At 45.3% G+C, this 25434-nt stretch carries 24 protein-coding genes and 1 riboswitch; of the genes, 6 read left to right on the forward strand and 18 right to left on the reverse strand.

The genetic code is table 11. The annotated features are described in order from the left end of the window. Positions 1 to 157 precede the first annotated feature (157 nt). The 8 genes from MHH56_RS25085 to liaF all read right to left on the reverse strand — a co-directional run bounded on the left by MHH56_RS25085 (position 158) and on the right by liaF (position 8573). Positions 158 to 1138: a 4-hydroxy-3-methylbut-2-enyl diphosphate reductase gene (locus MHH56_RS25085; protein ID WP_339204386.1), complete on the reverse strand. Its 981-nt coding sequence runs from the start codon at positions 1136 to 1138 to the stop codon at positions 158 to 160. A gap of 37 nt (positions 1139 to 1175) precedes the next feature. Further along, the gene (locus MHH56_RS25090) at positions 1176 to 2699 is read right to left on the reverse strand and encodes a HAMP domain-containing sensor histidine kinase (protein ID WP_339204387.1); all 1524 of its coding nucleotides are present in this window, start codon (positions 2697 to 2699) and stop codon (positions 1176 to 1178) included. Between the two features lie 4 nt (positions 2700 to 2703). Continuing rightward, positions 2704 to 3396, reverse strand: coding sequence for a response regulator transcription factor (locus tag MHH56_RS25095; RefSeq protein ID WP_339204388.1), 693 nt, complete (start codon positions 3394 to 3396; stop codon positions 2704 to 2706). An 84-nt stretch (positions 3397 to 3480) separates the two neighbouring features. After that, a complete protein-coding gene (locus MHH56_RS25100) occupies positions 3481 to 5169 on the reverse strand; it encodes a trypsin-like peptidase domain-containing protein (protein WP_339204389.1) in 1689 nt (562 codons plus the stop codon). Between the two features lie 191 nt (positions 5170 to 5360). Next, on the reverse strand, positions 5361 to 5774 hold the full coding sequence (locus MHH56_RS25105) for a YugN family protein (protein WP_339204391.1): 414 nt from the start codon (positions 5772 to 5774) through the stop codon (positions 5361 to 5363). A gap of 75 nt (positions 5775 to 5849) precedes the next feature. Continuing rightward, the gene (locus tag MHH56_RS25110) at positions 5850 to 6515 is read right to left on the reverse strand and encodes a response regulator transcription factor (RefSeq protein ID WP_076267598.1); all 666 of its coding nucleotides are present in this window, start codon (positions 6513 to 6515) and stop codon (positions 5850 to 5852) included. A gap of 17 nt (positions 6516 to 6532) precedes the next feature. Then, on the reverse strand, positions 6533 to 7546 hold the full coding sequence (locus tag MHH56_RS25115; RefSeq protein ID WP_339204393.1) for a sensor histidine kinase: 1014 nt from the start codon (positions 7544 to 7546) through the stop codon (positions 6533 to 6535). Between the two features lie 7 nt (positions 7547 to 7553). Then, positions 7554 to 8573 (reverse strand): cell wall-active antibiotics response protein LiaF, encoded by a 1020-nt coding sequence (gene liaF, locus MHH56_RS25120; protein WP_339204394.1) that lies wholly within the window; start codon positions 8571 to 8573, stop codon positions 7554 to 7556. 263 nt (positions 8574 to 8836) lie between these two features. On the opposite strand from liaF, the gene MHH56_RS25125 reads away from it, so the two are divergent. After that, positions 8837 to 10132 carry an ammonium transporter gene (locus MHH56_RS25125; protein WP_339204395.1) on the forward strand — a complete coding sequence of 432 codons (1296 nt, stop codon included), beginning with the start codon at positions 8837 to 8839 and terminating at the stop codon, positions 10130 to 10132. 68 nt (positions 10133 to 10200) lie between these two features. Here MHH56_RS25125 and MHH56_RS25130 read toward each other — a convergent pair whose 3' ends face one another. The 9 genes from MHH56_RS25130 to metA all read right to left on the reverse strand — a co-directional run bounded on the left by MHH56_RS25130 (position 10201) and on the right by metA (position 19686). Continuing rightward, complete coding sequence (locus MHH56_RS25130; RefSeq protein WP_339204396.1) at positions 10201 to 10584, reverse strand: hypothetical protein; 384 nt, start codon at positions 10582 to 10584, stop codon at positions 10201 to 10203. 182 nt (positions 10585 to 10766) lie between these two features. Continuing rightward, positions 10767 to 10895: a hypothetical protein gene (locus MHH56_RS25135; RefSeq protein ID WP_339204398.1), complete on the reverse strand. Its 129-nt coding sequence runs from the start codon at positions 10893 to 10895 to the stop codon at positions 10767 to 10769. 61 nt (positions 10896 to 10956) lie between these two features. Continuing rightward, positions 10957 to 11490, reverse strand: coding sequence for a 3D domain-containing protein (locus tag MHH56_RS25140; RefSeq protein WP_339209728.1), 534 nt, complete (start codon positions 11488 to 11490; stop codon positions 10957 to 10959). A gap of 120 nt (positions 11491 to 11610) precedes the next feature. Beyond that, positions 11611 to 13548, reverse strand: a complete 1938-nt coding sequence (gene thrS / locus MHH56_RS25145; RefSeq protein WP_339204399.1) for a threonine--tRNA ligase — start codon at positions 13546 to 13548, stop codon at positions 11611 to 11613. A 448-nt stretch (positions 13549 to 13996) separates the two neighbouring features. After that, positions 13997 to 14929 carry a putative sporulation protein YtxC gene (locus tag MHH56_RS25150; RefSeq protein WP_339204400.1) on the reverse strand — a complete coding sequence of 311 codons (933 nt, stop codon included), beginning with the start codon at positions 14927 to 14929 and terminating at the stop codon, positions 13997 to 13999. A gap of 173 nt (positions 14930 to 15102) precedes the next feature. Next, positions 15103 to 16239 carry a cyclic dehypoxanthinyl futalosine synthase gene (gene mqnC / locus MHH56_RS25155; protein WP_339204401.1) on the reverse strand — a complete coding sequence of 379 codons (1137 nt, stop codon included), beginning with the start codon at positions 16237 to 16239 and terminating at the stop codon, positions 15103 to 15105. Between the two features lie 166 nt (positions 16240 to 16405). After that, positions 16406 to 17572 carry an aminotransferase class I/II-fold pyridoxal phosphate-dependent enzyme gene (locus MHH56_RS25160; protein WP_339204402.1) on the reverse strand — a complete coding sequence of 389 codons (1167 nt, stop codon included), beginning with the start codon at positions 17570 to 17572 and terminating at the stop codon, positions 16406 to 16408. Further along, positions 17572 to 18738 (reverse strand): aminotransferase class I/II-fold pyridoxal phosphate-dependent enzyme, encoded by a 1167-nt coding sequence (locus MHH56_RS25165; RefSeq protein WP_339204403.1) that lies wholly within the window; start codon positions 18736 to 18738, stop codon positions 17572 to 17574. Before MHH56_RS25165 ends, MHH56_RS25160 begins: the two co-directional genes overlap by 1 nt. Before the next feature lie 30 nt (positions 18739 to 18768). Continuing rightward, positions 18769 to 19686, reverse strand: a complete 918-nt coding sequence (metA, locus tag MHH56_RS25170; RefSeq protein WP_339204404.1) for a homoserine O-succinyltransferase — start codon at positions 19684 to 19686, stop codon at positions 18769 to 18771. A gap of 100 nt (positions 19687 to 19786) precedes the next feature. After that, positions 19787 to 19896, reverse strand: a riboswitch (SAM riboswitch). A gap of 307 nt (positions 19897 to 20203) precedes the next feature. Here metA and corA point away from each other — a divergent pair. From corA to MHH56_RS25195, 5 genes are all read left to right on the forward strand, one after another. Next, on the forward strand, positions 20204 to 21139 hold the full coding sequence (corA, locus tag MHH56_RS25175; protein WP_076267586.1) for a magnesium/cobalt transporter CorA: 936 nt from the start codon (positions 20204 to 20206) through the stop codon (positions 21137 to 21139). A gap of 147 nt (positions 21140 to 21286) precedes the next feature. Next, a complete protein-coding gene (locus MHH56_RS25180; RefSeq protein WP_076267585.1) occupies positions 21287 to 22189 on the forward strand; it encodes a LysR family transcriptional regulator in 903 nt (300 codons plus the stop codon). Between the two features lie 45 nt (positions 22190 to 22234). Further along, positions 22235 to 23044, forward strand: a complete 810-nt coding sequence (locus MHH56_RS25185) for a histidinol-phosphatase (RefSeq protein ID WP_339204405.1) — start codon at positions 22235 to 22237, stop codon at positions 23042 to 23044. Positions 23045 to 23207: 163 nt separating this feature from the next. Beyond that, positions 23208 to 24053 carry a DMT family transporter gene (locus tag MHH56_RS25190; protein WP_339204407.1) on the forward strand — a complete coding sequence of 282 codons (846 nt, stop codon included), beginning with the start codon at positions 23208 to 23210 and terminating at the stop codon, positions 24051 to 24053. Positions 24054 to 24196: 143 nt separating this feature from the next. Further along, the gene (locus tag MHH56_RS25195) at positions 24197 to 24505 is read left to right on the forward strand and encodes a helix-turn-helix domain-containing protein (protein WP_076267582.1); all 309 of its coding nucleotides are present in this window, start codon (positions 24197 to 24199) and stop codon (positions 24503 to 24505) included. A 162-nt stretch (positions 24506 to 24667) separates the two neighbouring features. On the opposite strand, the gene sdhB is transcribed toward MHH56_RS25195, so the two are convergent. Then, positions 24668 to 25432 (reverse strand): succinate dehydrogenase iron-sulfur subunit, encoded by a 765-nt coding sequence (sdhB, locus tag MHH56_RS25200; protein WP_076267581.1) that lies wholly within the window; start codon positions 25430 to 25432, stop codon positions 24668 to 24670. Positions 25433 to 25434: the final 2 nt, after the last annotated feature.

Here is a 25434-nt window from a genome sequence, read left to right on the forward strand (position 1 = left end):
GTAGCTTTTAAGCTTCTACGCTTTTAACCACTAAAGTAAATATACAAGAGAAACTCATTTTCGTCAACCCCGTCATAATAAAAAAGGAGATGAAACTCATTCATGATGCTTCTTCTGCATCAATCACTCGTCTCATCTCTCTCTTCATGTTAGCTATTTATTCAGGTTTCTCTGCGGTTGCCGTTGCCGCTGGCGTCGACTTCACTCGAACATTAGGCAGCAGCTTATTCATATTGACCGTACGACGGATTTCCCATGTCTCCGGATTATTATGATCGTACTGCTCTAAATAAGTAATAACCTCTTTCGTAAGCGGCGTCGGCGTAGACGCACCAGACGTAACTGCGACACGATCGATACCTTTCAGCCATTCCTGTTCAATCTCTGACACATCGGAAACGCGGTAAGCTTTCACTCCTGCTATTTCCTCGGATACTTGTGCAAGACGGTTCGAGTTGTTGCTTCGCGGATCGCCAACTACAATTGTAAGCTGCGCTTCGCCTGCTTGCTCTGCTACCGCCTCTTGACGAACCTGAGTTGCCATGCAGATTTCATTATGAACCTCTGCAGTAGGATAACGCTCAAGTAGCTTACTAATCACATGACGAATATCCCATTGCGACATCGTCGTTTGGTTCGTTATAAGAATGCGCCCTTCCGGCACATTAAGCGCAGCAATTTCCTCTTCCTTTTCGATGAGGTGAACCTGCTCCGGCGCAACGCCGATCGCTCCTTCAGGCTCAGGATGGCCCTTCTTGCCAATATAAATAATATGATAGCCTTCCGCCGATTTATCGCGAATGAGATCATGAGTTCTCGTAACGTCAGGGCATGTCGCATCCACAACGGAAAGCCCTTTGTCACGAGCACGCTGACGCACTTCTGGCGAGACGCCATGCGCTGTAAATATAACGGTGCCTTGTTCGATTTGATCCAAAATGTCGAGTCGGTTGGCACCATCAAGCGTAATGACACCTTCCTGCTCGAATGCTTCTGTAACATGGGCATTATGGACAATCATACCTAATATATAAATAGGTCGCGGCAGCTCCAAGTTTTTGACCGTTTGCAAAGCCAGTACCATCGCGTCGACGACGCCATAGCAATAACCACGCGGTGATATTCTAACGATTTCCATTTATTGCACCTGCTTTCTGACCGGATATGCGTAACAGCTATGAATCCTTCATTTCATCCGTTGCTACTATTATAGACGAATGAGACGTGTCAGAAAAGCTAATTGGAAGCCAAATCGTAAACTTCGTTCCATTTCCTTCGCTAGTGAGCACTTCTACAGAGCCTTTATGCTCATCAATAATCCATTTTGCAATGGATAATCCAAGACCTGTACCGACGGTAACTCCCCGTGATTCGTCCGCTCGATAGAAGCGATCGAAAATATGCGGGATTTCATCTGGATTCATCCCAATCCCTGTATCTTGGATAACGAAGCCGATTTGCAAATCCGTTCTGACCGCACTCAGCTCAACCGTACCCTCCGACGTATATTTGAATGCATTCTCAATAAAAATAAATAACAGCTGCTGCAAATAATTGTGATTGGCATTGACGCGTACCCCATCCAGTGCCGATAGATCGCCCAGCTTCCATTCAGCTGTACGCGGGAGCAGCTGTGCTCTGCGCACAACCTCCTCTGTAAGCGGCAGCAGATCAAGCGGCGTCTTCTCCATCGTATAACCCGCATCTGCTCTCGCAAGCGCAAGCAGATCATTAACGAGCGTACTCATACGAATCGCCTCAGCAGATATATCGCTCATCGCTTCTTTGGACATATCCCATCGATCCGAATCCAGTGGCAGCCACTCGCCCGTATCGATATCTCTATTGGTCTCTCGAACTCGCGTCCACATCCGCTCGAGCAGCTCAATATTGCCCCGAATCGTTGTCAAAGGCGTCCTAAGCTCATGAGACGCATCAGATACGAACCTGCGCTGTGCTTTGTAAGCTTCATCAAGCTCATTGTATGCCATCTCCAAACGCGCAAGCATCACGTTTAACGTACTCACAAGCCTTCCAACTTCATCCTTCGGCCCCATGACAGGTATGCGCACACTGAGATCAGCACCATTTTCAATTTGCTCTGTAGCACGAATGACTCGTTCAATTGGACGAAGAGCCTGACGTGCAATTAACAAGCCTATAGTAAAGGCGATAAGTACAACGATTAAAGAGGCGAAAATGAGCGTCGTACGAACACTGTGCAGAAATTTTTCTTCATTGTAAGGGATTGCACCAACCTGAAGAAGCCCAACTAAAGTTCCATCATTTGTATAAATAGGACGTTGATGAATCAGCATATTGTACTTTTTCTTATTGATTTCCACTCGTTTTTCGACTACTCCCTGCTCAGGCTTATCCGATGCTTCATCATAAGGGAGAACAATTCCAAATTGATTTAAATTGTTTGACTGACTAATTGCACCTTCAATATAATTAACGATTTGAATATACATATCTTTCTCTTCAATTTGAGATTCTCGTCCCAAATTCAAATCATATTGATCCCAAAAAGTAGTTCCACCTCTAACAACAAGTTTTTGATCCTGTTTCTTTAATTGCTCCTTTAAATCAGAATAGGTATTCCAATTTAAAAAAACATAAATGGAAACGCCAAAAACAAGAAGTGTTACCGCAAGCAAACCCGAATACCAAAGCGTAAGCCTGAGCCTAATGGACATATGCTTAACCCGCCTCTCCGCGAAGCACATAACCGGTGCCGCGAACCGTCTGAATGAGTCGGTTTTTGCCTCCGTCCTCTACCTTTTGGCGCAGCATCGCGATATACACCTCCAGCACATTCGACTCCCCGCTGAAGTCATAACCCCAAATCTTTTCCATAATTGCATCTCGCGTAAGTACACGCCGAGGATTCTCCATGAATAGCAGCAGCAAATCATATTCCTTGGACGTCAACTCAATACGGCGTCCCGAGCGAATCGCTTCTCTGGCATCCATATCCAAAATCAAATCCTCATAAAGCAGTTGATTGCTTGACTGCTCGATTTTATCTGCTTTGCGGCGCAGCAAGGCGCGTGTCCGCGCAAGCAGCTCCTCCAGCGCAAACGGCTTGACCAAATAATCGTCAGCCCCAAGATCAAGCCCTTTGACTCGGTCATTGATGTCATCCTTTGCTGTCAGCATCATAATCGGTACCGCACTGCCTCCCTCGCGCACACGGCGGCAAACTTCCCAGCCATCCACTTGAGGCATCATCACATCAAGAATAAGCAGATCCGGCTCCGTCTTAAGCAGCACCTTCAGCCCTTCCATCCCATTCGAAGCGGTAGTTACCTCATAACCTTCAAACGCTAGACTTCTGCGAAGCAAAGAAATAATTTTATCATCATCATCTACAACTACAATATGCTGTCTCAACGGCATGTCCCCCTCTATTTGCAGCAAAAAGCACAGAGCCTGCTGTCTCTCTGCGCTTTTTGTTTCTATCCATCATGTAAGGCTTTATTGAGCGCCTGACGTATTTTTATCACCAATCTCAACCTTCAAGTTCATCGCACTGCCTTTGCGCAAAATGTTCAGCTCGATCTTATCGCCAACTTTTTTGGTTTTAATTTGATCAATAAGAGCTTGCGTGTTTGCGTATTTCTTGCCGTCAATGCCGACGATGACGTCGAACTGCTGCAATTCAGCCAAGTATGCTGGTGAATTATAGTATACATTACGTACAATGGAGCCTTCTACTTTATCCATGCCTAATTGCTTCGCAATATCCGCTGTTACATCCTGCAGCTCTGCACCAATGTATGGAGCGGCTGGCTTAGGAATCGTCTTGTTGTTTTTAAGATTTTCCAGCACATCTTGAATCGTGCTCGTCGGAATCGCGAAACCGATGCCTTGTGCTTGCGAGCTTACTGCCGTATTAATGCCAACGACCTCACCGTTCACATTCAGAAGCGGACCGCCAGAGTTGCCTGGGTTAATCGAAGCATCCGTTTGCAGCAAATGCTCATATTTACGCGCTCCCTGTGTATCAGGAATATCGATGGGACGTTCTTTGGCACTTAATACGCCAACAGTAACCGTATGATCGAAGCCGTATGGGTTACCGATTGCAACAACCCAGTCGCCGATATTAATCGTATCCGAGTTGCCAAGTGGAAGCGTTGGGAACGCTTTGTCGCCTGTTACTTTAAGTACCGCTAAGTCTAAGTCATAGCTTGAACCCAGCAATTCAGCCGTGAATGGCTTATCATAGCCTTGAACTATAACTTTGATTTGGTCAGATTCTCCGATTACGTGCTGATTCGTTAAAATATAGCCTGTTGAATCGAAGAAAAACCCAGTCCCAATGCCTGATTGCTGCATGTTGCCTTCTTCATTCTTTTGTCCTGCATCCGGCTGTGTCGTTCCAGGGTAATCATCGCCAAAAAATTGGCGGAAAAATGAATCATCGAGCATGTTGTTGCTATTGTTGCGTTTTGCCGTATTAACGAAGGTTTCGATTTTCACTACTGCTGGACTTGCTGTCTCGAACAATTTAGCAATGTTGTCTGGTCTATCCGCGACTGTAGCCGCACCGCCGTTGCTGGTCGTACCTGCAGAAGCAGTGGAACCCGTTCCGCTAGATTGTGTATTTGATGTTAATGCGGCTTCTTTCGTGAACCAGTTGTTTAAGTCCGCTGTATACATCAAGCTGCCTACTACGAGAACACCTGCTAGAAACGATGAAAAAATGGCCTTAAAGGAAGTCCGGCGCGGTTCCCTTACTTGCCATGGCCCTTTGGAGGACTGCGGCGATGGCGTGAACGTTCGAATTTGGGATTGCATAGGCGATTGTGATCTTGCCCGTTCAGATTCCATCGTTGAATCCGATTGTACATTCACTTCTTCTACACTGGATGCCTGTGCTTGCGTATCGTGTGTATGTGTATTGCCGTACGGCTGATCTTGAATCAGCTTAGGCTTTTCCGATCCGTAGCCAGAAGCTGAAGGATTCCCGCCTTCTTGAGAATTCGCCTTATACGGTCCATACGAATAATAATAAGATGGCTTTGCCGGCTGCTCCGATGACTCATTTGAAATAGGCTGCGCGGAGTCATTTACGCTTTCGCTGTTATCAGCTGAGCCATGTCCCTCTTCATTTTTGCGGAAAAAGTCGTCAAATCCCTTTTTGTTGTTTTGATCGTCCATGTACGTTCTCCTCCTTGAATCTTATTGCATCATGCGTCCAATTGGCATTCTATCCGGAAACATGTTATTTGATATAGTTCTATCATGCACATTCTACCTTAAAACAAACTTAAAAGGAATTTAAACAGAAATAAAAAAAACGCTCCCAAATGATTTTGGCAGCGTTTTTTTGAGTGCTTCTACGATGTGAATCAATGCGGAAAAAGCTGCTCTACTTCATTTAATGCATCCTTTGCGCGATCAATCCACTGCGGCTCTACCTCAGCATCCGGATTCGACGGTGATTGGAATTGATCAAACAGCGCTCCGACTACTCGTACCGATGCTTCCGGATCATTTCCTTCTCTGTACTCATGCTTAAGTACGTAAGGTGTACCGAGTATAATCCTCGCTTCATTATCTTTTTCCCCAACATCAATTTGACCAGCAATGACTTCAAAAGGAATGCGAAGCCAAATCTTATTCGCATCATCAAGCGCGCGGTCAAAGGAACCAGCAGCATACTCCCAGTTGCCGCCAAGCGTGAATTGCTGCGACTCCAGCAGCTCTTTCGTTTCTAAGAAATGTTGCTCCCGTGATTCCAGCACGGACGAAATGGGTATCATGAAGGCGTCTCCTTTGCACTAGCATATTTCTAATCTCTTTTTGCTAGTAGGTAGTATACCCTTCCATTTCCACCTTTATGTGCGATTAGCCCAGCCCTTGCGATGGGCCAGCACTGCAAGCTGTGTCCGGTCGTCAAGCTCACACTTCATCAATAAATTGCTGACATGTGTTTTCACTGTCTTTACACTTATATGCAGCTCTTCTGCAATTTCTTTGTTCGATTGTCCATCTGCGATAAGCAGCAGAACTTCCTTCTCACGTTCCGTTAACCCCTCATCACCAGACTGAGCGGTCTTCTGTCTTAAGCCTCTCGTTAACGCCTGCGATACGTCAGCAGTCATGACCGGCATTCCTTTGAATGCGCCGCTGATCGCATAAATAAGCTCTTCTGCAGAAACGGTTTTGAGCACGTAGCTGACAGCGCCAGCCTCTATCGCGCCATAAACCTTGTCATCTTCGAGGAAACTGGTCAGCATTACGATTTTCATATCAGGAAAATGCGAGATAATCGCCCTTGTCGCTTCAATGCCATCCATACCTGGCATCATCAAATCCATCAAAATAATATGAGGTCTATTTTCATCCGAGCTAGCCTTCAGCAAGTCAATTGCGGATTGTCCATTGCTCGCCTCTGCAATGACATGAAGCTTTGGCTCCAGCATTAGATAAGTACGAAGGCCCGTCCTTACCATATCATGATCATCCACGATCATTACTTTTATTAGTTCAGATGCATTCATTATTCATGCTCTCCCCGCTACATTTTTGGTATCGTAACCTTTACCCTCGTCCCGCTCCCAGACTTGCTCCAAATTTCGGCTGCACCGCCAAGCTTCTGTGCTCTCTCCTGCATCGTAGACAGTCCATATGAGCCGCGTCTTACCTCATCTACCTTGAAGCCAACTCCATCATCCTGCAAAATCATGCTAACCTGCCGTTCCGTATCTGCCATTGTCAGCGTGCAGCCCTTTGCGCTTGCATGCTTTACGATATTCGCCATCGCTTCTTGGACGATAAGAAAAAGCTGATGCTCCTTCGCTTCGGATAAACGCTCCTTCAAGCGCCATTCCAGCTCACCTTGCAAATTGTTTTGGCGGCAATAATCAGGGAACCACTTATCAAGCGCTTCATATAAAGTTCGACCTTCAAGCTCCATAGGCCGCAACTGAGCGATGAAATTCCTCATTTGTTTCTGAGCCAAATTAGACATATTGACGAGCTGCTCGAGCACAGAATCCGCACGTTCGCGATCAACCTGCTGCAGCTTTGGAAGCGATGAAGCGCACATATGGATAGCGAATAACTGCTGGCTTACCGTATCATGCAAATCCCTTGCCAAACGCTTGCGCTCCTCGAGCACTGCCGCTTCATTAGAAGCAGACTCCGTCATCACATACTCTTCGCCGCGTACTTGCAGCCATTTCATCTTTTCTTCCATCTGCTGAGCGAGCTCATTAAACTCGCGGTAAACCTCATTAAATGAATTATGACCGCCCTCAGTAATCCGAACACCGAAGTTGCCGTTTGATGCTTGCTTCAGCGATAAATGAAGCGTATCAATTCGGCGTCCAATGCGCTGTGCCGCCCAGTAACCGAACGCCACGCTGACAAGGAGGAAGACGGAGGCAGCCCCTAGGCGCACTTCCGTCTTATTGACTTCATCTAAGAGTCCATTCCAGACCACCGCTCCAAGTATTAGAGACACAGTTGATGCGATGACAAACATTCCGATGAGCTCCCACTTTCCGCTCCTCAAAAACCGAACCATCATACTCGAATCACCCTACCTTTGTAACACGAACATCTCCGATAAACGTGCTGACGACCAGCTTAATTTTTTTGTTAGCTTCCTGATAAGTTGGCGATTGAATATTGATATTCGTAAACAATCCGCCTTCTTTCTGGCCAAGCACCTTCACATCTCCAATAAAGGCGCTTGATACAACCTGTACGCCTACTTCGTAATCATTCGGAACGTATACCTTTACATCGCCTATAAATGAAGATACATGAATTTTGGTTTCGCCCATGGATACTTGCGCTTTTGTTAAATCAAGCACGGTATCACCGATGAAATGGGAAATATTAAGCGGCTTTAAATCCCAATAATCATGACCGATATGAATATCCCCAATAAACCCGGAGCGATTCTGCACATTGGAATCATTATGGTTCCACCACTCCACATGTTCCTTATGATTTCGTTTCCATTCTTTTTCATTTTTTTTGTATTCTGATTTATGGTGATGTTTCCATTCCTTATACTCTTTCTTGGTGGCAGAAAAATCATCATATGGTTTTTTTGAATCGCTTTCCTGCTTCTCTTCCTTAGTGTGCGTATCCACAGGCTGCTTCGTTGGATCAGGGTGAAGAGGCGGCGCTGGCGGAACAGATGCTTCATCTGTGTAAGGGCGGTATGATTTCCAATCATCTGTTGGCGGAGTTTGGCGTTTTGATCTTGGTCTCCAAATAATATTGATCCCGACCAAAATCACAACGATTGGCCAAATGTAAGGAATGATGTCGCCAATAGACCATGAGAACAAGTTTAAATTGCGTCCCAAAAATACACATCCGATTAATAGGACAATCGCGCCCCACCAGCTCGAACCCGAGCCGTACGTTCTGCTGGACAACAATCCGCGAATACCTACAATCATAATGATTACAGGCCAATAGGTAGAAAATAAATCTCCAATATCGAAGGTCACATGACCCGTTTGATTCAGTAAAAACAAGACGCCAACTGCAATGATGATTAACCCGGTGAATAACCGGTTTGCGAAGTTTCCGTTCATGCGGCACCAGCTCCTTACGATTCCATCGTCGTTTGATATTCTTAGTATAACGGACAACATGCAATAGAAAAAGGGACGACCGATTGAATTGTTAGTCAGTCTCTAGACTGAGCTTTTGTTGATTCTATCCATTTTAAACCTAACATGCGTCATGTAACATAACGCAGAGCGTTGACATTGTTAACGTATTCTATTTATAATGATGAACGGATTATGATAATAGAGACCGCTATACATGAATATTAGGATTAGGAGATGAAGAAATGGACGTTATCGAACTGTCAAAAGGACTAGATACCATCTGGGTCGTTTTGACAGCAGCCATGATCTTGCTCATGGAGGGCGGTTTCGCATTGCTTGAAGCAGGATTTGTCAGGCAGAAGAATGCCGTCAGCATCATCATGAAGGTTTTTGTCGACATCGCTTTCGGCGCACTCGTTTTTTACTTTTTTGGCTTCGCACTCATGTATGGGCAGGACGCAGGCGGAATAATCGGAACGACCGGCTTTCTCATCAACGGAGACCTGTCTCACATAAAACTAAATATTACGCACGAAACCTTTTGGTTATTCCAATGCGCATTCGTTATAGCCGTCATTTCAATCGTGTCGGGCGCAGTAGCGGAAAGAATAAATTTTAGAGCTTATATTTTACTCACTATTGCAATGACCGGCTTCATTTATCCGTTAGCCGGACACTGGGTATGGTCAAGCAGCGGCTTTCTTGGCAAGCTTGGCATGATCGATTTTGCAGGCTCCGCTGTCATTCATGCTTTAGGAGGTTTCTCCGCTCTTGCCGCAGCCATTTTCATTGGTCCGAGAATCGGTAAATTCAGTCCAGACGGCAAAGCCAATATCGTTCCGCCTTCCAACTTGCCGCTTGCTTCTGTTGGTGCATTCATTCTATGGTTTGGCTGGTTCGGGTTTAATGCAGGCAGCACACTTAGCGCTACAAACGGCTCAATCGGACATATTGCGATTACAACGATGCTCTCGGCAGCTGCAGGCGGCGCAACATGTATTCTGTTTACGATGTTCCGCTACAAGAAAGCAGATCCGCCAATGGTCATCAATGGTTCACTCGCCGGCCTCGTAGGTATTACTGCTGGCTGCGCATTCGTATCTGACATCGCTGCAATTGGGGTCGGTGCAGTATCCGGCATCGCGATGGTGCTGGTCACTGAATGGCTGGAACGCAGGCAGATCGACGATCCAGTCGGCGCCTTTGCCGTACATGGCGTCAGCGGCAGCATCGGAACAATTGCAGTCGGCTTATTCGCCCTTCCCGAGCTAACCGAAGGCGTAGGCAAAGGTTACTACGGTTTATTTTATGGCGGAGGCTTCAACTTGCTCGGTATTCAAGTATTAGGGCTCGTAATAGTTTCCTTATGGGGCTTCGCTTTAACTTGGGGCGCACTATGGCTGATCCGCAAAATTATGCCCGTTCGTGTCTCCAAGGATGAGGAGCTCATCGGCCTCGATGTTGGCATTCACGGTGTTCCCGCATACAGCCAGGAGCATGATTTCCTCGATTATGATCGCTTAAAAAACAGCAAATAAACATAAAGAACCGCCCAAGCCGGAATGGCCTGGACGGTTCTTTGCTATTATTTAGAATGATCATTCCATTAATCGTTCATCTCATTGGCCAGCTCATAGGATACCGTTACAATATCGCTTGGAGCCGATACATTCTTGATAGAGCGAGCACTTTCGATTTCCAGACGGAGCGCACGAACCTTCTCCATCGGCTTTCTTACAAAATGAATATATTCAACGGCTAGATGATGATCAGGCTTCCTGCCAGTCAGCATTCTTCGAAGTGTAGACATCGATTGATACGCGCGGTCTTCCATCAGCCTTCTTTTCTCATAACGCTCAACCATCTGTTCAATTTCAGCTATTTCCTGCTCTTTCTTAGCAACGTAAGCATCAATAAAAGGTAAAACCTCGCCCGCTTTACGATGATGGGCAGCAATTACAAAGCCTGAATGAATGATCGGATCTGTCATGAGTATTCACCTGTCTTGTCATGTTATTATTTCTTACATATGTAATCATACAACAAACCGAGGGCATTTGAAAACTGTTTTTTATTAGATCAAATTAACGGTGCGATGAGCAGAGGATAAATAAAAAGAGGAACCGATAACGGTTCCCCTTTGTTTCCTTCTCATGGCATAGCAAAAAAATATTACTTCTCAGCTTTTTGCTGAGCATTGTTTGCCGTTTGTTTGTTAGCAGCATTATTTTGGTTAAACTCTTCTGCGAATTCTGCATTGTATTGATTGTTTTGGGCTTTGTTGTTTTTGTTTTTAGCCATTGTATTCACCTCCCCGTTTCATTGATAGTATGGCATTCTTGCCGCTTATTATACGACTCATTTACGATTCTAAATACGTCTGCGGAATAGGCTTTCCAGCCTCTATAGCCAAGTTGATTTTGTTCAGCCATGCCTGCGAAAGCTTGCCCGTTCCCATACGCAGCACCTCTACATGAACGGTCCGCTTGCCCCACTGCTCGTACACCTGCTTGATCGTTTCAAAATACAAGTCGATGCGTTTTCCCTTAATCGCTGAACCCGTATCAGCCACCACGCCATAGCCATAGCCAGGTATATAGAGCAGCGTCCCAATGGGAAACAGCCTTGTATCCGCCGCAATCGTTGAGACTTGATCCCTGCGTACCTTTACGCCCGAATAGGTGATTCCGTATTGTGGATGCCCAGGCCGTTTGCCGGTCGATTCTACGCCAGCTGTGTAGCCTGTAGCAACAACTTCAACCTTTTTCGGCTTCGTGCGCGCAGCTGCCTCTGATTTGCCCAGGTTGTCGCTTTTGCTTGCAACAGGGCTTTGCTCAGGTGCTGATGCTTCAGCATGAACCGTATTGCCGCCCTTTGTATCTAAACCAATTACGATAACAGTTAGGAGCAGCAATGCCGTTAATCCTTTTTGAATATAAAAAAAGCTTGTAGCCATCTGGGTACTTCCTCCTCAGAAGAATAATGCCCCGATGGCTCAAGCTTTATGCGTTACTTATTATTGTTCTTTGTTTGCGATCTGCTTTTGCAGCTGCGAAATCAGCTCTGCAACTGGAATAGCGCCAAGATCGCCTTCACCGCGTTTCCTTACGGAGACGGCTTCAGCTTGCATTTCATTCTCGCCCACTACGAGCATATAAGGCGCTTTCTCCAGCTGAGCCTCACGAATTTTGTAGCCTAGCTTCTCATTGCGCAAATCACTTTCTACACGAATGCCGTTTTCTTGCAGCTGCTCGGCAACTTTACGCGCATATTCCTCATAAGCAGTCGATACTGGAATAACCTTCGCCTGTACTGGCGACAACCACAATGGAAGCGCGCCAGCAAAGTTCTCAAGCAAGAAAGCTGTCATTCTTTCCATTGTGCTTATAATGCCGCGGTGGATAACGACCGGACGGTGCTTCTTGCCATCATCGCCGACATATTCAAGCTCGAAACGCTCAGGAAGCAAGAAATCAAGCTGTGCAGTCGACAACGTTTCTTCTTTGCCAAGCGCCGTTTTAATTTGAACGTCAAGCTTAGGACCGTAAAATGCAGCTTCGCCTTCAGCCTCGAAGAATGGAAGCTCCAGCTCCTCAACCACTTCACGCAGCATGCGCTGTGACATTTCCCACATCTCATCATTTTGGAAATACTTTTCTGTATCCTTAGGATCACGATAAGATAAGCGGAAACGATACTCTTTAATTCCGAAATCTTCATACACTTTGCGGATCAAGTTAACCACGCGTGCAAATTCTTCTTTGATTTGATCCGGACGGCAGAAGATATGCGCATCATTTAGCGTCATGGCACGTACGCGGTGCAAGCCTGTAAGCGCGCCTGACATTTCATAGCGGTGCATTGTGCCAAGCTCAGCAATCCTAACAGGCAGGTCGCGGTAGCTGCGCATGTCGCTTTTGAACACCATCATATGGTGTGGACAGTTCATTGGACGAAGAACAAGCTCTTCGTTGTCCATAATCATTTTTGGGAACATATCCTCGCTGTAGTGCTCCCAGTGACCGGAGGTTTTATAAAGCTCCACATTTGCAAGCACTGGCGTATAAACATGCTCATAGCCCAGTCTTTCCTCAAGATCCACGATATAACGCTCCATTGTTCTGCGAAGCTTCGCGCCATTCGGCAGCCATAGCGGCAAGCCTTGGCCAACCTCACGTGAGAATGTAAACATTTTTAGCTCACGGCCTAGTTTACGGTGATCGCGTTTTTTAGCTTCCTCGAGGAAGTGAAGATGCTCATCCAATTGTGCTTTCTTAGGGAAAGCTGTTCCGTAAATACGCTGCAGCATTTTGTTTTTGGAATCTCCGCGCCAGTAGGCACCAGCTACGCTAAGCAGTTTAAATGCTTTAATACGGCCGGTAGATGGTAAATGCGGTCCACGGCATAGATCGAAGAACTCTCCTTGGTCATACATCGTAATAACCGAATCAGCAGGAAGGTCACGAATAAGCTCCAGCTTCAAGTTATCATCAAGCTCAGTGAAAATCGCAAGCGCCTCGTCTCTGCTAACTACACGACGACGAATGTCGATGTTTTGCTGAACGATTTTTTCCATTTCCTTCTCGATCTTCACAAGATCCTCTGGCGTCAACGATTGCTCCATATCAATATCATAGTAGAAGCCATCTTCGATAACCGGACCAATACCAAGCTTAACATTAGCATTGCCGTATATGCGTTTGATCGCTTGTGCCAGCAAGTGAGCTGTACTATGACGGTATACCTCAAGGCCGTCTGCCGAATCTACAGTAACGATTTCAATTGCAGCATTGTTGTCGATAGGTGTGTATACATCGACTACTTTGCCATCGATTTTTCCGGCAATTGCATTTTTACGCAAACCCGAGCTGATCGAGCCTGCTACTTCTTCAATAGTTGTGCCAGCCGCATATTCTCTTACCGCGCCATCTGGCAAAGTGATTTGAATTGTCATTTTGGTTCATCCTCCATTTTGTCCGTAAGCGAATTACGCTTCCATTCATCATTTCAAGCAAAAAAGAGCACAAAAAAAGCACGCATCCCTAAAAAAGGGACGAGTGCTTGTGTGCTCGTGGTTCCACCCTACTTCGACTGCTCTTTATTCCTAACGCAGCAGTCCTCGTATTATCTGGTAACGGAGATTTCCGGTACAGCATACTGCTATAGCGCTCAGCTTCATAAAAAACCTGCTATAGGTTGGGCCATACAGCTTCAAAGGGGTACGCCTGTGGACATTGTGGAAGGAAATTACAGCCAAGTTTCCTCTCTCTGGACCAAATATCATAAACAGACACATGTCTTTTTCATTGCCGATTACATCGTATATGTGTGTCATTATAGCTCGACTTACGCGTTTGGTCAAGGCTATAAGCTTCAAATAGACATTAATTTCGTTAATTCGTCTATGGCTGAACGAGTTCATCAAGGCTGCTGCTGCAGGATGCGCATTGCGTGCAAAGCGTGACCCGCTGGTCAAAAATCGTTTGAATCGTTCGAATCACTTGCATATCCTGCTGCCTCGTATGAATCGTAATATGCTTGGGAGATACAGCAATCAGCGAGCTGATTACCATGTCTTCAATGTTCATTTCCGTTTCAAGCATTTCGGCTACGATACGATCGGTTGGAGGGTTCGGATCAAGCGGTTGAAACTTTTCGTCATAGAGCATGAATTCATGACCGCCCTTATGCAGCAAATGCACCATAGGCAGCTTTGTATCTTGAAGAAACACAAAATATTTTAACAGGGAAATAAACTCCTGATATTGTTTATCGAGCACATACTCATCTAATGCATATTCCACGACTTCGGCTAGTTCCTTACGATAGGGCTCAAGCCTGAAGGTTGTAAACCCCTTTACATTAAGCTCCGTATTATCATGCAAAAAAAGCTCGACCTCAGCAGCCACTTTGCTTTTCCTTCTTAGGCGATCCGCATCCAAAAATCTCGTTCCGAGGCTATCCCATTCTTTCCCATGCAGCAAATCATGACAATACCGCTCAATAGCAGCTGTATCGGCTGAACTGTTATGACGATACTTTCTGCGAATAATAGCAGCAAGCATCCCCGGCTCCATCTCACTTACCACAAATTCAGCTATGGCTAGTGACGCCGCTTTATATACAATGTGACCATGCGTTTTTAACTGAAAATGTGGCAACAGCGCTAGACAGCTTATATTTTGATCCGATACCTGCTGAAACTCGATGACGGCTGTTTGCTCCGTTTTTGAGCCAATATGTAAATCGACGAGCGCTTGTTCCTTCAACAATTGAGTTAGTTTATTAACCGACTTTTGGAGACTTGCAGGTAACGATACCGTGAATAGCTCCATCAGCTCACCCCTTTCTTTCCTTATCAGTATATGGTGACGCGTTCGGGTATATACGATGAAGACATTGGAATGTAAGGGAAGCAAGCATACAAAAAAACGTTTGCCGAACCTCCCACTATGCAGCGAGAAGTTCAACAAACGTATTGATACTGCTTATATCGGTCTAAAAAGCATTAATTTTGCATAACAAAATCGAGATCTGCTTTGTCGGATTCATTGTAAACCTTCAAAATATTATATTTCGTATCCCGTTGAGCCGGAATTTTGCCGCACTCGCGAATAAGCTGAAGAATAAGTTCAATGTTCACTTTATGTGTTGTTCCAGCTGCTGAAACGACATTTTCCTCAATCATGGTGCTTCCGAAGTCATTGCAGCCATAAGACAGTGATAACTTGCCCATTTCTGGCCCCATCGTTACCCAAGAGGATTGGAAATTCGGAATATTATCAAGCATGATTCGGCTAGCTGCAACAATACGCAAATATTCCTCTGGCTTTGCTTTCTCAAGCTTCAGGTTTGTATTGTCTGGCTGGAAAGGCCACGAAATAAACGCTAGGAAACCCGTCGAATCATAATTGTTCGCGATACACTCATCTTGAGCATCACGGATGCGCAGCATATGTAATGCGCGCTCTTCAACGGTCTCGCCAAGACCATAAACCATCGTTGCAGTCGTATTCATTCCATGACGGTGTGCAGACTTCATCACATCCATCCAGTCCGTCCAAGAGCCCTTCATGCGGCTGATCTTGCGGCGAGTGCGATCGTCCAAAATTTCAGCGCCGCCGCCAGGCAAAGAATCAAGTCCAGCATCATGCAGTTGTCTAATTACTTCATCGAGGGAGAGGCCGTCTGATACAACCTTCATCTTCTGAATTTCCGCTGGAGAGAACGAATGCATCGTTATGCCCGGGTAATGCTGTTTAATTTTGCGAAGCAGATCCAAATAATACGTAAACGGCAAATCAGGATTCGTACCGCCCTGCATCAAAATTTCAGTCCCGCCCACATCGATCGTTTCTTGAATTTTGCTCAAAATCGTATCGTCAGGCAGCACATATCCCTCTTTAGAGCCTGGAGCTCGATAAAATGCGCAAAAACGGCAATAAACATCACATACGTTCGTGTAGTTTACATTTCGACCAACAACAAAAGTCGTTATTGGATCTGGATGATGCTTGAGCATGATTTGATTGGCTACATGCCCCATCTTTTCAATCTGATCCGAAGCTAATAATTCCATGCCTTCTTCGAGCGAAACACGCTCGCCGCGCAACGCTTTATCCAAAATATGGTCCAACGTTCCCATTCCGCAAGACCTCCTTATTCCCGTTCTATTTATGCTAACCATCACTTCATCCTAACATAGATCTCTAGTGCAAGTCACCCGCCGTATGATGGCATCTCGCCCTGAAATAAGGAAAAACACGGCATGTTCGTTAGAACATCCGTGCTTTCCTTTCTTTTAGTCCCATTTAGGCACGAAGCGCATTATCCAAATCTTCAATAAGATCTTCAATATCCTCTAGACCAACAGAGTAACGCACCAAGCCGTCCGTAATGCCGCGTGCATGACGCACTTCTCTCGGCATTGCTGCATGCGACATCATAGCTGGGTAAGAAAGAATGCTCTCTACGGCACCTAAGCTGACAGCTACTAAAGGAATTTGAACCTTGCTCAGCAATGATTTGGCACGCTCTCCATTTCCAACATCGAAGGATACGACAGCTCCATACCCAAGCGACTGCTTCTCATGTATCGCCCGGCCAGGGTGATTCTCTAAACCAGGATAATAAACCGCTGTTACTTCCTTATGCTCCGACAACCATTCAGCTAGTCTGCGAGCGCTTTGTTCGCTATATTCCATCCGAGCTTTCAATGTTTTCATGCCGCGCATCAACAGCCATGATTCTTGGGCGCTCAGAACCGTTCCCATTCCGTTTTGAAGCTGTTTCAAACGTTTGCCTAGACCTTCATCTGCGGTAACTGCAAGACCAGCCAGCACATCGCTATGGCCGCCTAGAAACTTTGTCGCACTGTGCAGGACGATATCGACGCCATGCTCGATTGGACGCTGATGATAAGGGGTCATAAACGTATTATCAAGCAGTGTAAGCAGTCCATGCTCTTTTGCCCAAGCTGTCGTTTCTGCAATATCTGTGATTTTGAGCGTCGGGTTGGAAGGCGTCTCCATAAATACAGCTTTTGTATTTGGCTTAAGCGCCGCCTTAACCGCTTCAAAATCCGTCATATCAACAAAAGTAGACTCAATGCCCAGGCGATCCAAAATCGTCGTTAGCAAGCGGTAAGTTCCGCCGTAGACATCCTCTGTTACGATGACATGCTCACCTGCAGAAAGCAGCAAAAACGTGGTTGAGATTGCAGCCATGCCTGATGCAAATGCGAAGCCGCGAGCCCCGCCCTCAAGCAAAGCGATATAATCCTCTAGCGCTTGGCGTGTAGGATTGCCCGAGCGGCTGTAATCATATTGCGGCGGATTGAAAATATCATGATGATGGAACGTTGAAGCTTGATAAATAGGTACGCTTGAAGCTCCTGTATGCTCGTCAATTTCTGCTCCGAAATGCAGCAGCTTCGTTGCAAACCGGCGATCTTGAGGTTGAATTTTGTCGTTGCCCATTAGTTGTTAACCTCCTCAATTTCGCGTTTGGCAGCTTCAAGTGCTTGCGCCAAGTCACTGATCAAATCATCTGCATGCTCAATTCCTACGGAGAAACGAAGCAGACGGTCGTCAACGCCTATCGCTTGACGAATTTCAAGCGGAATATCAGCATGCGTCTGAACCGCTGGGTAGGTCATCAAGGATTCAACTCCGCCCAAGCTCTCAGCAAATGCAATGAGCTTAATGTGACGAAGAATTGGCTCCACATAACGAGCGTCCTTTAATCGGAATGAGAAAATGCCAGTATTGCCGGAAGACTGTTTGTTCTGAATTTCATGGCCAGGATGGTGAGGCAATGCCGGATAATAAACATCCTCAACGGCTGAATGCTCAAGCAAATAATTAGCAATTGCGGTAGCATTAAATTGGTGACGCTCCATACGGAGCGCGAGCGTCTTCATTCCCCTCATTAGAAGCCATGAATCCTGAGGCCCGAGCACCGCTCCAATCGAATTGTGCAGGAAGGCCATCTCATCCGAGAGCTCCTTGCCTTTGGTTACAATAAGACCAGCAAGAACGTCATTGTGACCACCTAAATATTTGGTCGCGCTATGAATGATAATGTCAGCACCCAGTTCTATAGGACGTTGGAAGAAAGGCGTAAGCAGCGTATTGTCTACAATAGTAAGCAAGCCTTTTGACTTCGCCCACGCAGTTACTTTCTCAATATCCGTAATCATCATAAGCGGGTTAGTTGGCGTTTCGATAAGTACTGCTTTTGTGTTCGGCGTCCATAATGCCGCCACCGCATCAATATCGTTGGTATCCACATAAGATGCCGTCACACCAAATCTCGACATGATTCGCTCCAACAAGCGATAAGTACCGCCATATAGATCAAGAGATACGATCAAATGATCACCCTGACTAAATAAGGCGAATATCGTTTGCAGCGCGGCCATGCCGGAGCTACAGGCAAATGCCGCATCGCCAGCTTCTAATTGTGCAGCCGCTTCTTCTAATACCGCTCTGGTTGGGCTTTTGGTACGCGCATAATCAAATCCTGTACTCTGTCCCAGCTTAGGATGACGAAATGCTGTTGATTGGTACACTGGAAAACTTACCGCTCCAGTTACAGGCTCTTTAATAGATCCAATCTGTGCTAAATGGCTCTCTATCTTCATCTTTATATAGCGCTCCCTTATTATATGGTTTTAAATGCCTCCACCCAAATCATACGGTGTTTGCTGGTAAACATAATAATTAAGCCAGTTCGAGAATAATAGGTTGGCATGCGCACGCCATGTTGATAACGGCGGGTTAGCCGGGTTATCACCTGGGAAATAATTTTTTGGTACATCTATTTGGTGCCCTTTGGCTTGATCGCGATCATATTCATATTTAAGTGAAGTTGGATCATATTCGGAGTGGCCTGTGACGAAAATTTGTCTGCCGTCTTTTGAAGCCACGATGTATACGCCCGAATCCGCTGATTCCGATAAAATATCGAGGGAATCAAGCTTCTCGATGTCCTCGCGGCGTACCTCTGTGTGACGAGACTGCGGCACAAAAAACATTTCATCAAAGCCTCTCAGCAAATTAACATTGCGTTTTTCTATCGTGTGCGGGAACACACCAAACATTTTGCTGTCCAAGCTGTATTTGGGAACATTAAAGTGATGATAGAGCCCAGCTTGTGCGGCCCAACAAATATGGAAAGTTGAAGTTACGCGCCTTGCGCTCCAATCCATAATTTCTTTCAGCTCTTCCCAGTAGTTTACATCCTCGAAAGGCATATGCTCTACCGGCGCGCCTGTAATGATGAGACCATCATAATATTCATCCGAAATTTCATCGAATGTTTTATAGAAGGATTCCAAATGATCGGCTGAGGTGTTTTTTGATGTATGTGTTCTTGGATGCAGCAGTACAACCTCAACTTGTAGCGGCGTATTGCCGATAAGTCTAAGCAGCTGCGTTTCGGTTGTTTCCTTGGTAGGCATTAAGTTCAAAATCGCAATTCTGAGCGGCCTAATATCCTGATGGTAGGCGATGCTCTCATCCATGACGAAAATGTTCTCGTTGTTTAATACCTCTTTGGCTGGTAAATTGTCAGGCACTTTAATTGGCATAGGTATCACTCCTCTAGAAGCAGTATGACCGCTTGAACATGAAAAAGACCCTTTCTGCTGTGAGAAAAGGTCGTATGCTCAGTAAATAAGCCATCCGCCTCTCTCATCTCTCAGAAACATTAAAGTTTCCGCAAGAATTAGCACCGTGCGTTTTACACGCCGGTTGCCGGGCTTCATCGGGCTAGTCCCTCCGCCTGCTCTTGATAAGAAAGTAGTCTATTCAATTTTCCGCGGTTTCATTTCACCTTCACTTTAATGCATTCTGACAATTGCGTCAAGATCCTCTATTCATATCCTTGACATTTAGATGAAAAAAACGATTGTTTTTAGGCTTGAATGTAAAGCTGACGCGGGAGTATACTAGACAAGAATTATTTCATTTATTTGACTTATAAAGGGGTGCATATGGACATGGAAGGCGACCGACCGAAGCCTGAAAACTATCGAATACGGTTACTGCTGGCCAAGTCCGATTCAGCCGGCAGTTTCCTCTGAAGAAAGAAAGGAGTGACTCCGGATGAAAATCCGCCTTGTTAGCAATGGCATGTTCACCACTATTGAAGATATTAACGAAACACTTATTCCCTCGAAAGAAGGATTTTACTGGATTGACGCTGATGTGGAGGATCTTGCTATTTTACAGCCCCTATTCAGCATGCACGATCTGGCAGTTGAGGATTGCCTCAGTGAAGAGGAGCAGCGTCCAAAAATTGAAATTTACGAAAGCCATTATTTTATTGTAATCAACAGCATACGATTTGATGACGAAGAAATCTTCCTAAGGGCACTCAATATTTTCCTTGGCCGCCATTTCATTATTACGGTCACCAAGCAAAAAATTAACGAGCTTCGTTCTCTAAAGCCTGTGCTGTGGGAACAAGAGGTTAGCCGGCCCGATTATTTCTTGTATCATCTCGTCGACATTGTTGTCGATAATTATTTCCTCGTTGGCGACCGTATTGATACGCGCATCGAAGCGCTTGAAGAAGATATACTAATGCATACTAAGAAATCGCATTTGAACGAAATCATCGGGCTCCGCGGTGAAATATTGTGGCTGAGGAAAGTGCTCGGTCCACAACGCGACGTCATTGCAACGCTTAACAAAAAAGATCTGAAGCTCATTGATGATCAGCTGCAAAAATATTTCAGCGATATATACGAGAATGCCTTGAAAATTGCCGAGTCCTTCGATACGTACCGCGATCTCATGGGCAACTTACGCGAAGCTTATCAGTCCAGCGTATCCAACCGTGCCAATGAAATCATGCGCGTATTTACAGCAATTACGACTATATTCATGCCGCTGACCTTTATAACGGGCATCTATGGGATGAATTTCGATTTCATTCCAGGCCTTCACCTTCGCTTAGGATCATACATTTTACTTGGTATCATGCTGCTGCTTGGCATAAGCATGTTTTATATTTTCCGCAAAAAAGAATGGCTCTAGAGACCTGTGCCATATTCATTGCAGAGCTGCACTCGTACGGGCAATTTATGCCTAACGAGCTGCAGCCTTTTTGCTGTAATGGCCGCTATCCTTTATAATAGTAGAATATGAGTTTGAGCATTAAGTACCTATGAGAGGGGGATTGACGTGAATATTAGTCAGCTTGAAACACTCCTTACGATATCCAAAACGATGAGCTTCAGGAAAGCTGGCGAGCTGCTGAATCTCACACAGCCTGCTGTTTCGGCACAAATCAAAAGCCTTGAGGATGAATTCAAAACGATTCTCATTAATCGCAATCAGCCAGTTACGCTAACGGAACACGGACAAGTTTTTTTGGAGCATGCGGAGCAAGTTCTTTCGATCGTGGAAGAACTGAAGCAGAAGCTTTCAGATATGAACCTTACGCCGCAAGGACACATATTACTCGGAACTACGGCTTCAATAGCGATTCAGATTTTACCGCGCGTGCTATCCTATTTTCAAAACCAATTTCCTTTTATTAAAACAACGATTCATTCCATGCCCTCATCCCAAGTTATGGCCAGTGTCGAGAACGGGTCAGTCGATATAGGGATTACATATCTTTCTGAAAAAAATCCGAACGTTTCCTCCTCCGTCCTTTATTATGATACATTTGAGCTCGTCGTCCCTCCTTCCCATCCCATGAGCAGGTTGACGCATACGACAGTTGATACGCTTAAGGACATTCCAATGATTATGCTTGCTCCAGACACGCTTGGCAGGAGATTTGTCGATCAAATTTTTCGTAAATACAATATTCAACCCAATATCGTAATGGAGGTTTCCAGCAGTGAAGAAGTGAAGCGCATGGTTGAAATTAATTTAGGCGCCGCAGTCGTATCTAAACTTTCGATAGCAAATGAACTCCGTATGGGTACACTAAAAATGATAAAGGTCAACGAGCTTGAAATAAGTCATCCCGTTGGAGTGGTTTATAAATCAGGCCGTTACATCAATACCGCACTGAAGCAATTTTTAAGTGATCTAAAAGGCATGCCTGAGCATCAATTCATTAGCAGCGAATAGTCGACAAGAAGCTTCCACTAGACAAATAACTAGGAGAGATAAAAAATGAAATTCGACTTACATACCCATCATTTTAGATGCGGCCACGCCGACGGCAATATCGAGGATTATATTTTAGCCGGAATTGAAGCCGGGCTTCAGGTTATCGGCATCTCGGATCACTCCCCCTTCTTTTATCATGAGAATGATCAGCCTTCGCCAGGCATTGCAATGGCAAGAAGCGAATTCACCAATTATGTTAATGAAGTATTGCGGTTGAAGGAGCAATACGCAGGCAAAATCGAGGTTATGCTTGGAGTAGAATCGGATTTTTTTCCTAAATATGTAGACAGCTACAAAAAAGCCTATGACGGCGTGCCCTTCGATTATATCATTGGTTCTGTTCATCAAGTTGGCGACATCAGCATATTCAATCGCAATCGGTTTAAAAACTTAAATGAACAGCAGCATATTGAAGTGAAGCAAAGCTATTATGATCTTATCAAACAATCTGCACGCAGCGGCATGTTTGATATTTTGGGACATATCGACGCGATGAAGGGGTATTACCCTGCTTTCTCCGATATACCTGCTAATAAGGAAATTGACGATGCTTTGCAGACGATTGCCGAATGCGGCGTTTCCATAGAGATTAATACATCAGGCAGTACCAAAGATGTAGGCGGATGGTATCCATCGGATGCAATCTTGGAGCGAGCACTTCATTTTGGAGTCAATGTGACGTTTGGTTCGGATGCGCATAAGCCAAGCAGAGTTGGCGAAGATTGGGAGCTCGTACAGAAAAGGCTGAAGGAAATTGGCTTCTCACAGTGGGTTTTCTATCGCAAGCGCCAGCAAGTTATTGTACCGATATAAGAGCACATGAGGGGCTTTAGACAAAAAAAGTGGACCTGCACGTCGCAGGTCCCAAAAGGATATATTAAAAAGGGGGTCTTGTTTATTATAATAGCCCACTAATGTAATGAGACGATAACAGAACTATTTCATTTGTGTAACAAATTTGAGGGGTTGGAAAACGATGTGGCTCATTACAGCCATCAGCAGCGCTGTTTTATTTGGACTAGCAGGCTGGTGGATGAAAGTATCACAAATGCGGGGCGGCTCTACAAGAACGCTGCTGCTCGGATTGTATGCTTCTGGAACGTTAGGTTTTGGGGTGCATGCGGCGCTTGAAGGAACGTTTTTCTTTCTTGCTGATCCGAGGGTATGGATTGCAGGCATCATAATAGGAGCAGGCTCAGCATGGGGAAACGCTTTGTTTATGAAAGCATTGCATTTTGGACCCGCCAGCTTGACCTCTCCCCTAACGAATATGAACATTATCTTAGTTGTCGCTTTAGCGACCTTGTGGTACAACGAGCCGCTCAGCGCTTCGGAGGCAATAGGCATAACTCTGCTTCTGCTTGCTGTCGTCTTTATTGCTCATAAACGAAAGGAACCGCTCACGATTACAGAAAAAAGATGGTTCATTCTCGTCTTTTTGGCAGTCGTGCTATTTGCGCTGCGCAATGGTGGATTAAAAGTCACCGATGAATTGGATCTTCCTAGCGCCCCGATCCTGTTCATTGCTTATGCCCTCTCTCTCTGCTGGTTTCTCATCCCGGTCAAAACGACCGCTGCACGCACCTCAGAGCGAACTGGACTTTGGCTCGGTATTGTTGCGGGTCTGTTCTCATACGGTGGATTGCAGCTTTATGCAGTCGCTATTGCTACCGGACAAGCGAATCTTGCAGCGCCTATCTTTGCTACGAACAGTCTTGTCGTAGCAGCTGGCGCTATTATATTTTATAAAGAGAAGTTGACGATCCTTCAGTGGACAGCCTTTGCTTGTACCATTCTTGGGTTGATTGTTATTCGATTGTAATTCGCGAACGCTTTTCCTGTATTTTCCTAACTTTAATATAGTAAATATAATATACGATCAAACAATCGCATTCCCACTGAAATTAACTTACTTTTAGTTTGTTCGTATGGTACAATAGTATTACAAAAAGCGGGGTGATACGGTTGGATTATTCGACAATGTGCCCAAAGTATGAAGCCGCAGCCGACATTTTAGGCAAGAAGTGGACTGGCAGAATTATTCGGGTATTGCTTGGAGGACCAAAAAGGTTCAAAGAGATTAAGGAACAAATTCCCGAAATGAGCGACAAAATGCTAACGGACCGGATGAAAGAGCTTGAAACATTAACGATTATTAAACGTCAAGTTTATCCAGAAATGCCTGTACGTATTGAATATGAGCTAACCGACAAAGGCAGGGAGCTTCAGCCAGTCATTGAGTCCATTCAAACTTGGGGCGAACAATGGATGTAAGATAAAAAACCGCTTAGGCGGTTTTTTTTATTGCCTTCTCTTCTTTTATCAGGAATTGACAAAGGATTATTTATCTACTATCATTGATAATAATAATCAATATCACAATATGCAAATAAAAAACCCCCGATCAGATCGAGGGTTTCCTATAAATCAATTGGACTACATGCCAAGCCATTTTTTGAATAGATGTTTGGTTGTATCTTTATTGATTGCTGCGATTGAAGTCGTAAGCGGAATGCCCTTCGGACATGCGCGAACACAGTTTTGCGAGTTGCCGCAGCCTTCGATGCCGCCATCTGTCATAAGTGCATCCAGACGTTCTTCCTTGTTCATCTCACCTGTTGGATGAGCATTAAACAAACGAACCTGTGAAATTGCAGCAGGACCGATGAAGCTATTCCGATCATTTACGTTCGGGCACGCTTCAAGGCAAACACCGCAAGTCATACATTTGGAAAGCTCATAAGCCCATTGACGCTTCGTTTCTGCCATCCGCGGTCCAGGACCCAGATCATACGTTCCGTCGATTGGAATCCATGCCTTAACGCGTTTCAAGGCGCCAAACATCCGCTCACGGTTAATAACAAGGTCACGAACTACTGGGAATGTTTTCATTGGTTCAAGACGAATCGGCTGCTCAAGCTTATCGATCAAAGCGCTGCACGCTTGACGAGGCTTGCCGTTGATGACCATTGAGCATGCGCCGCATACTTCTTCCAAGCAGTTGGAATCCCAGCATACAGGAGCCGTGCTTGCGCCGTCTGCCTTTTTCGGATTACGTTGAATTTCCATCAGGCCGCTAATAACGTTCATATTAGCGCGGTAAGGAATTTCAAACTCTTCCGTATATGGTTTGGAATCAGGAGTATCTTGGCGAGTGATGATAAACTTAACCGATTTTGTAGCTACAGTCGTTTCAGCCATCA

Source organism: Paenibacillus sp. FSL K6-3182, from assembly GCF_037976325.1.
Classification (GTDB): Bacteria; Bacillota; Bacilli; order Paenibacillales; family Paenibacillaceae; genus Pristimantibacillus.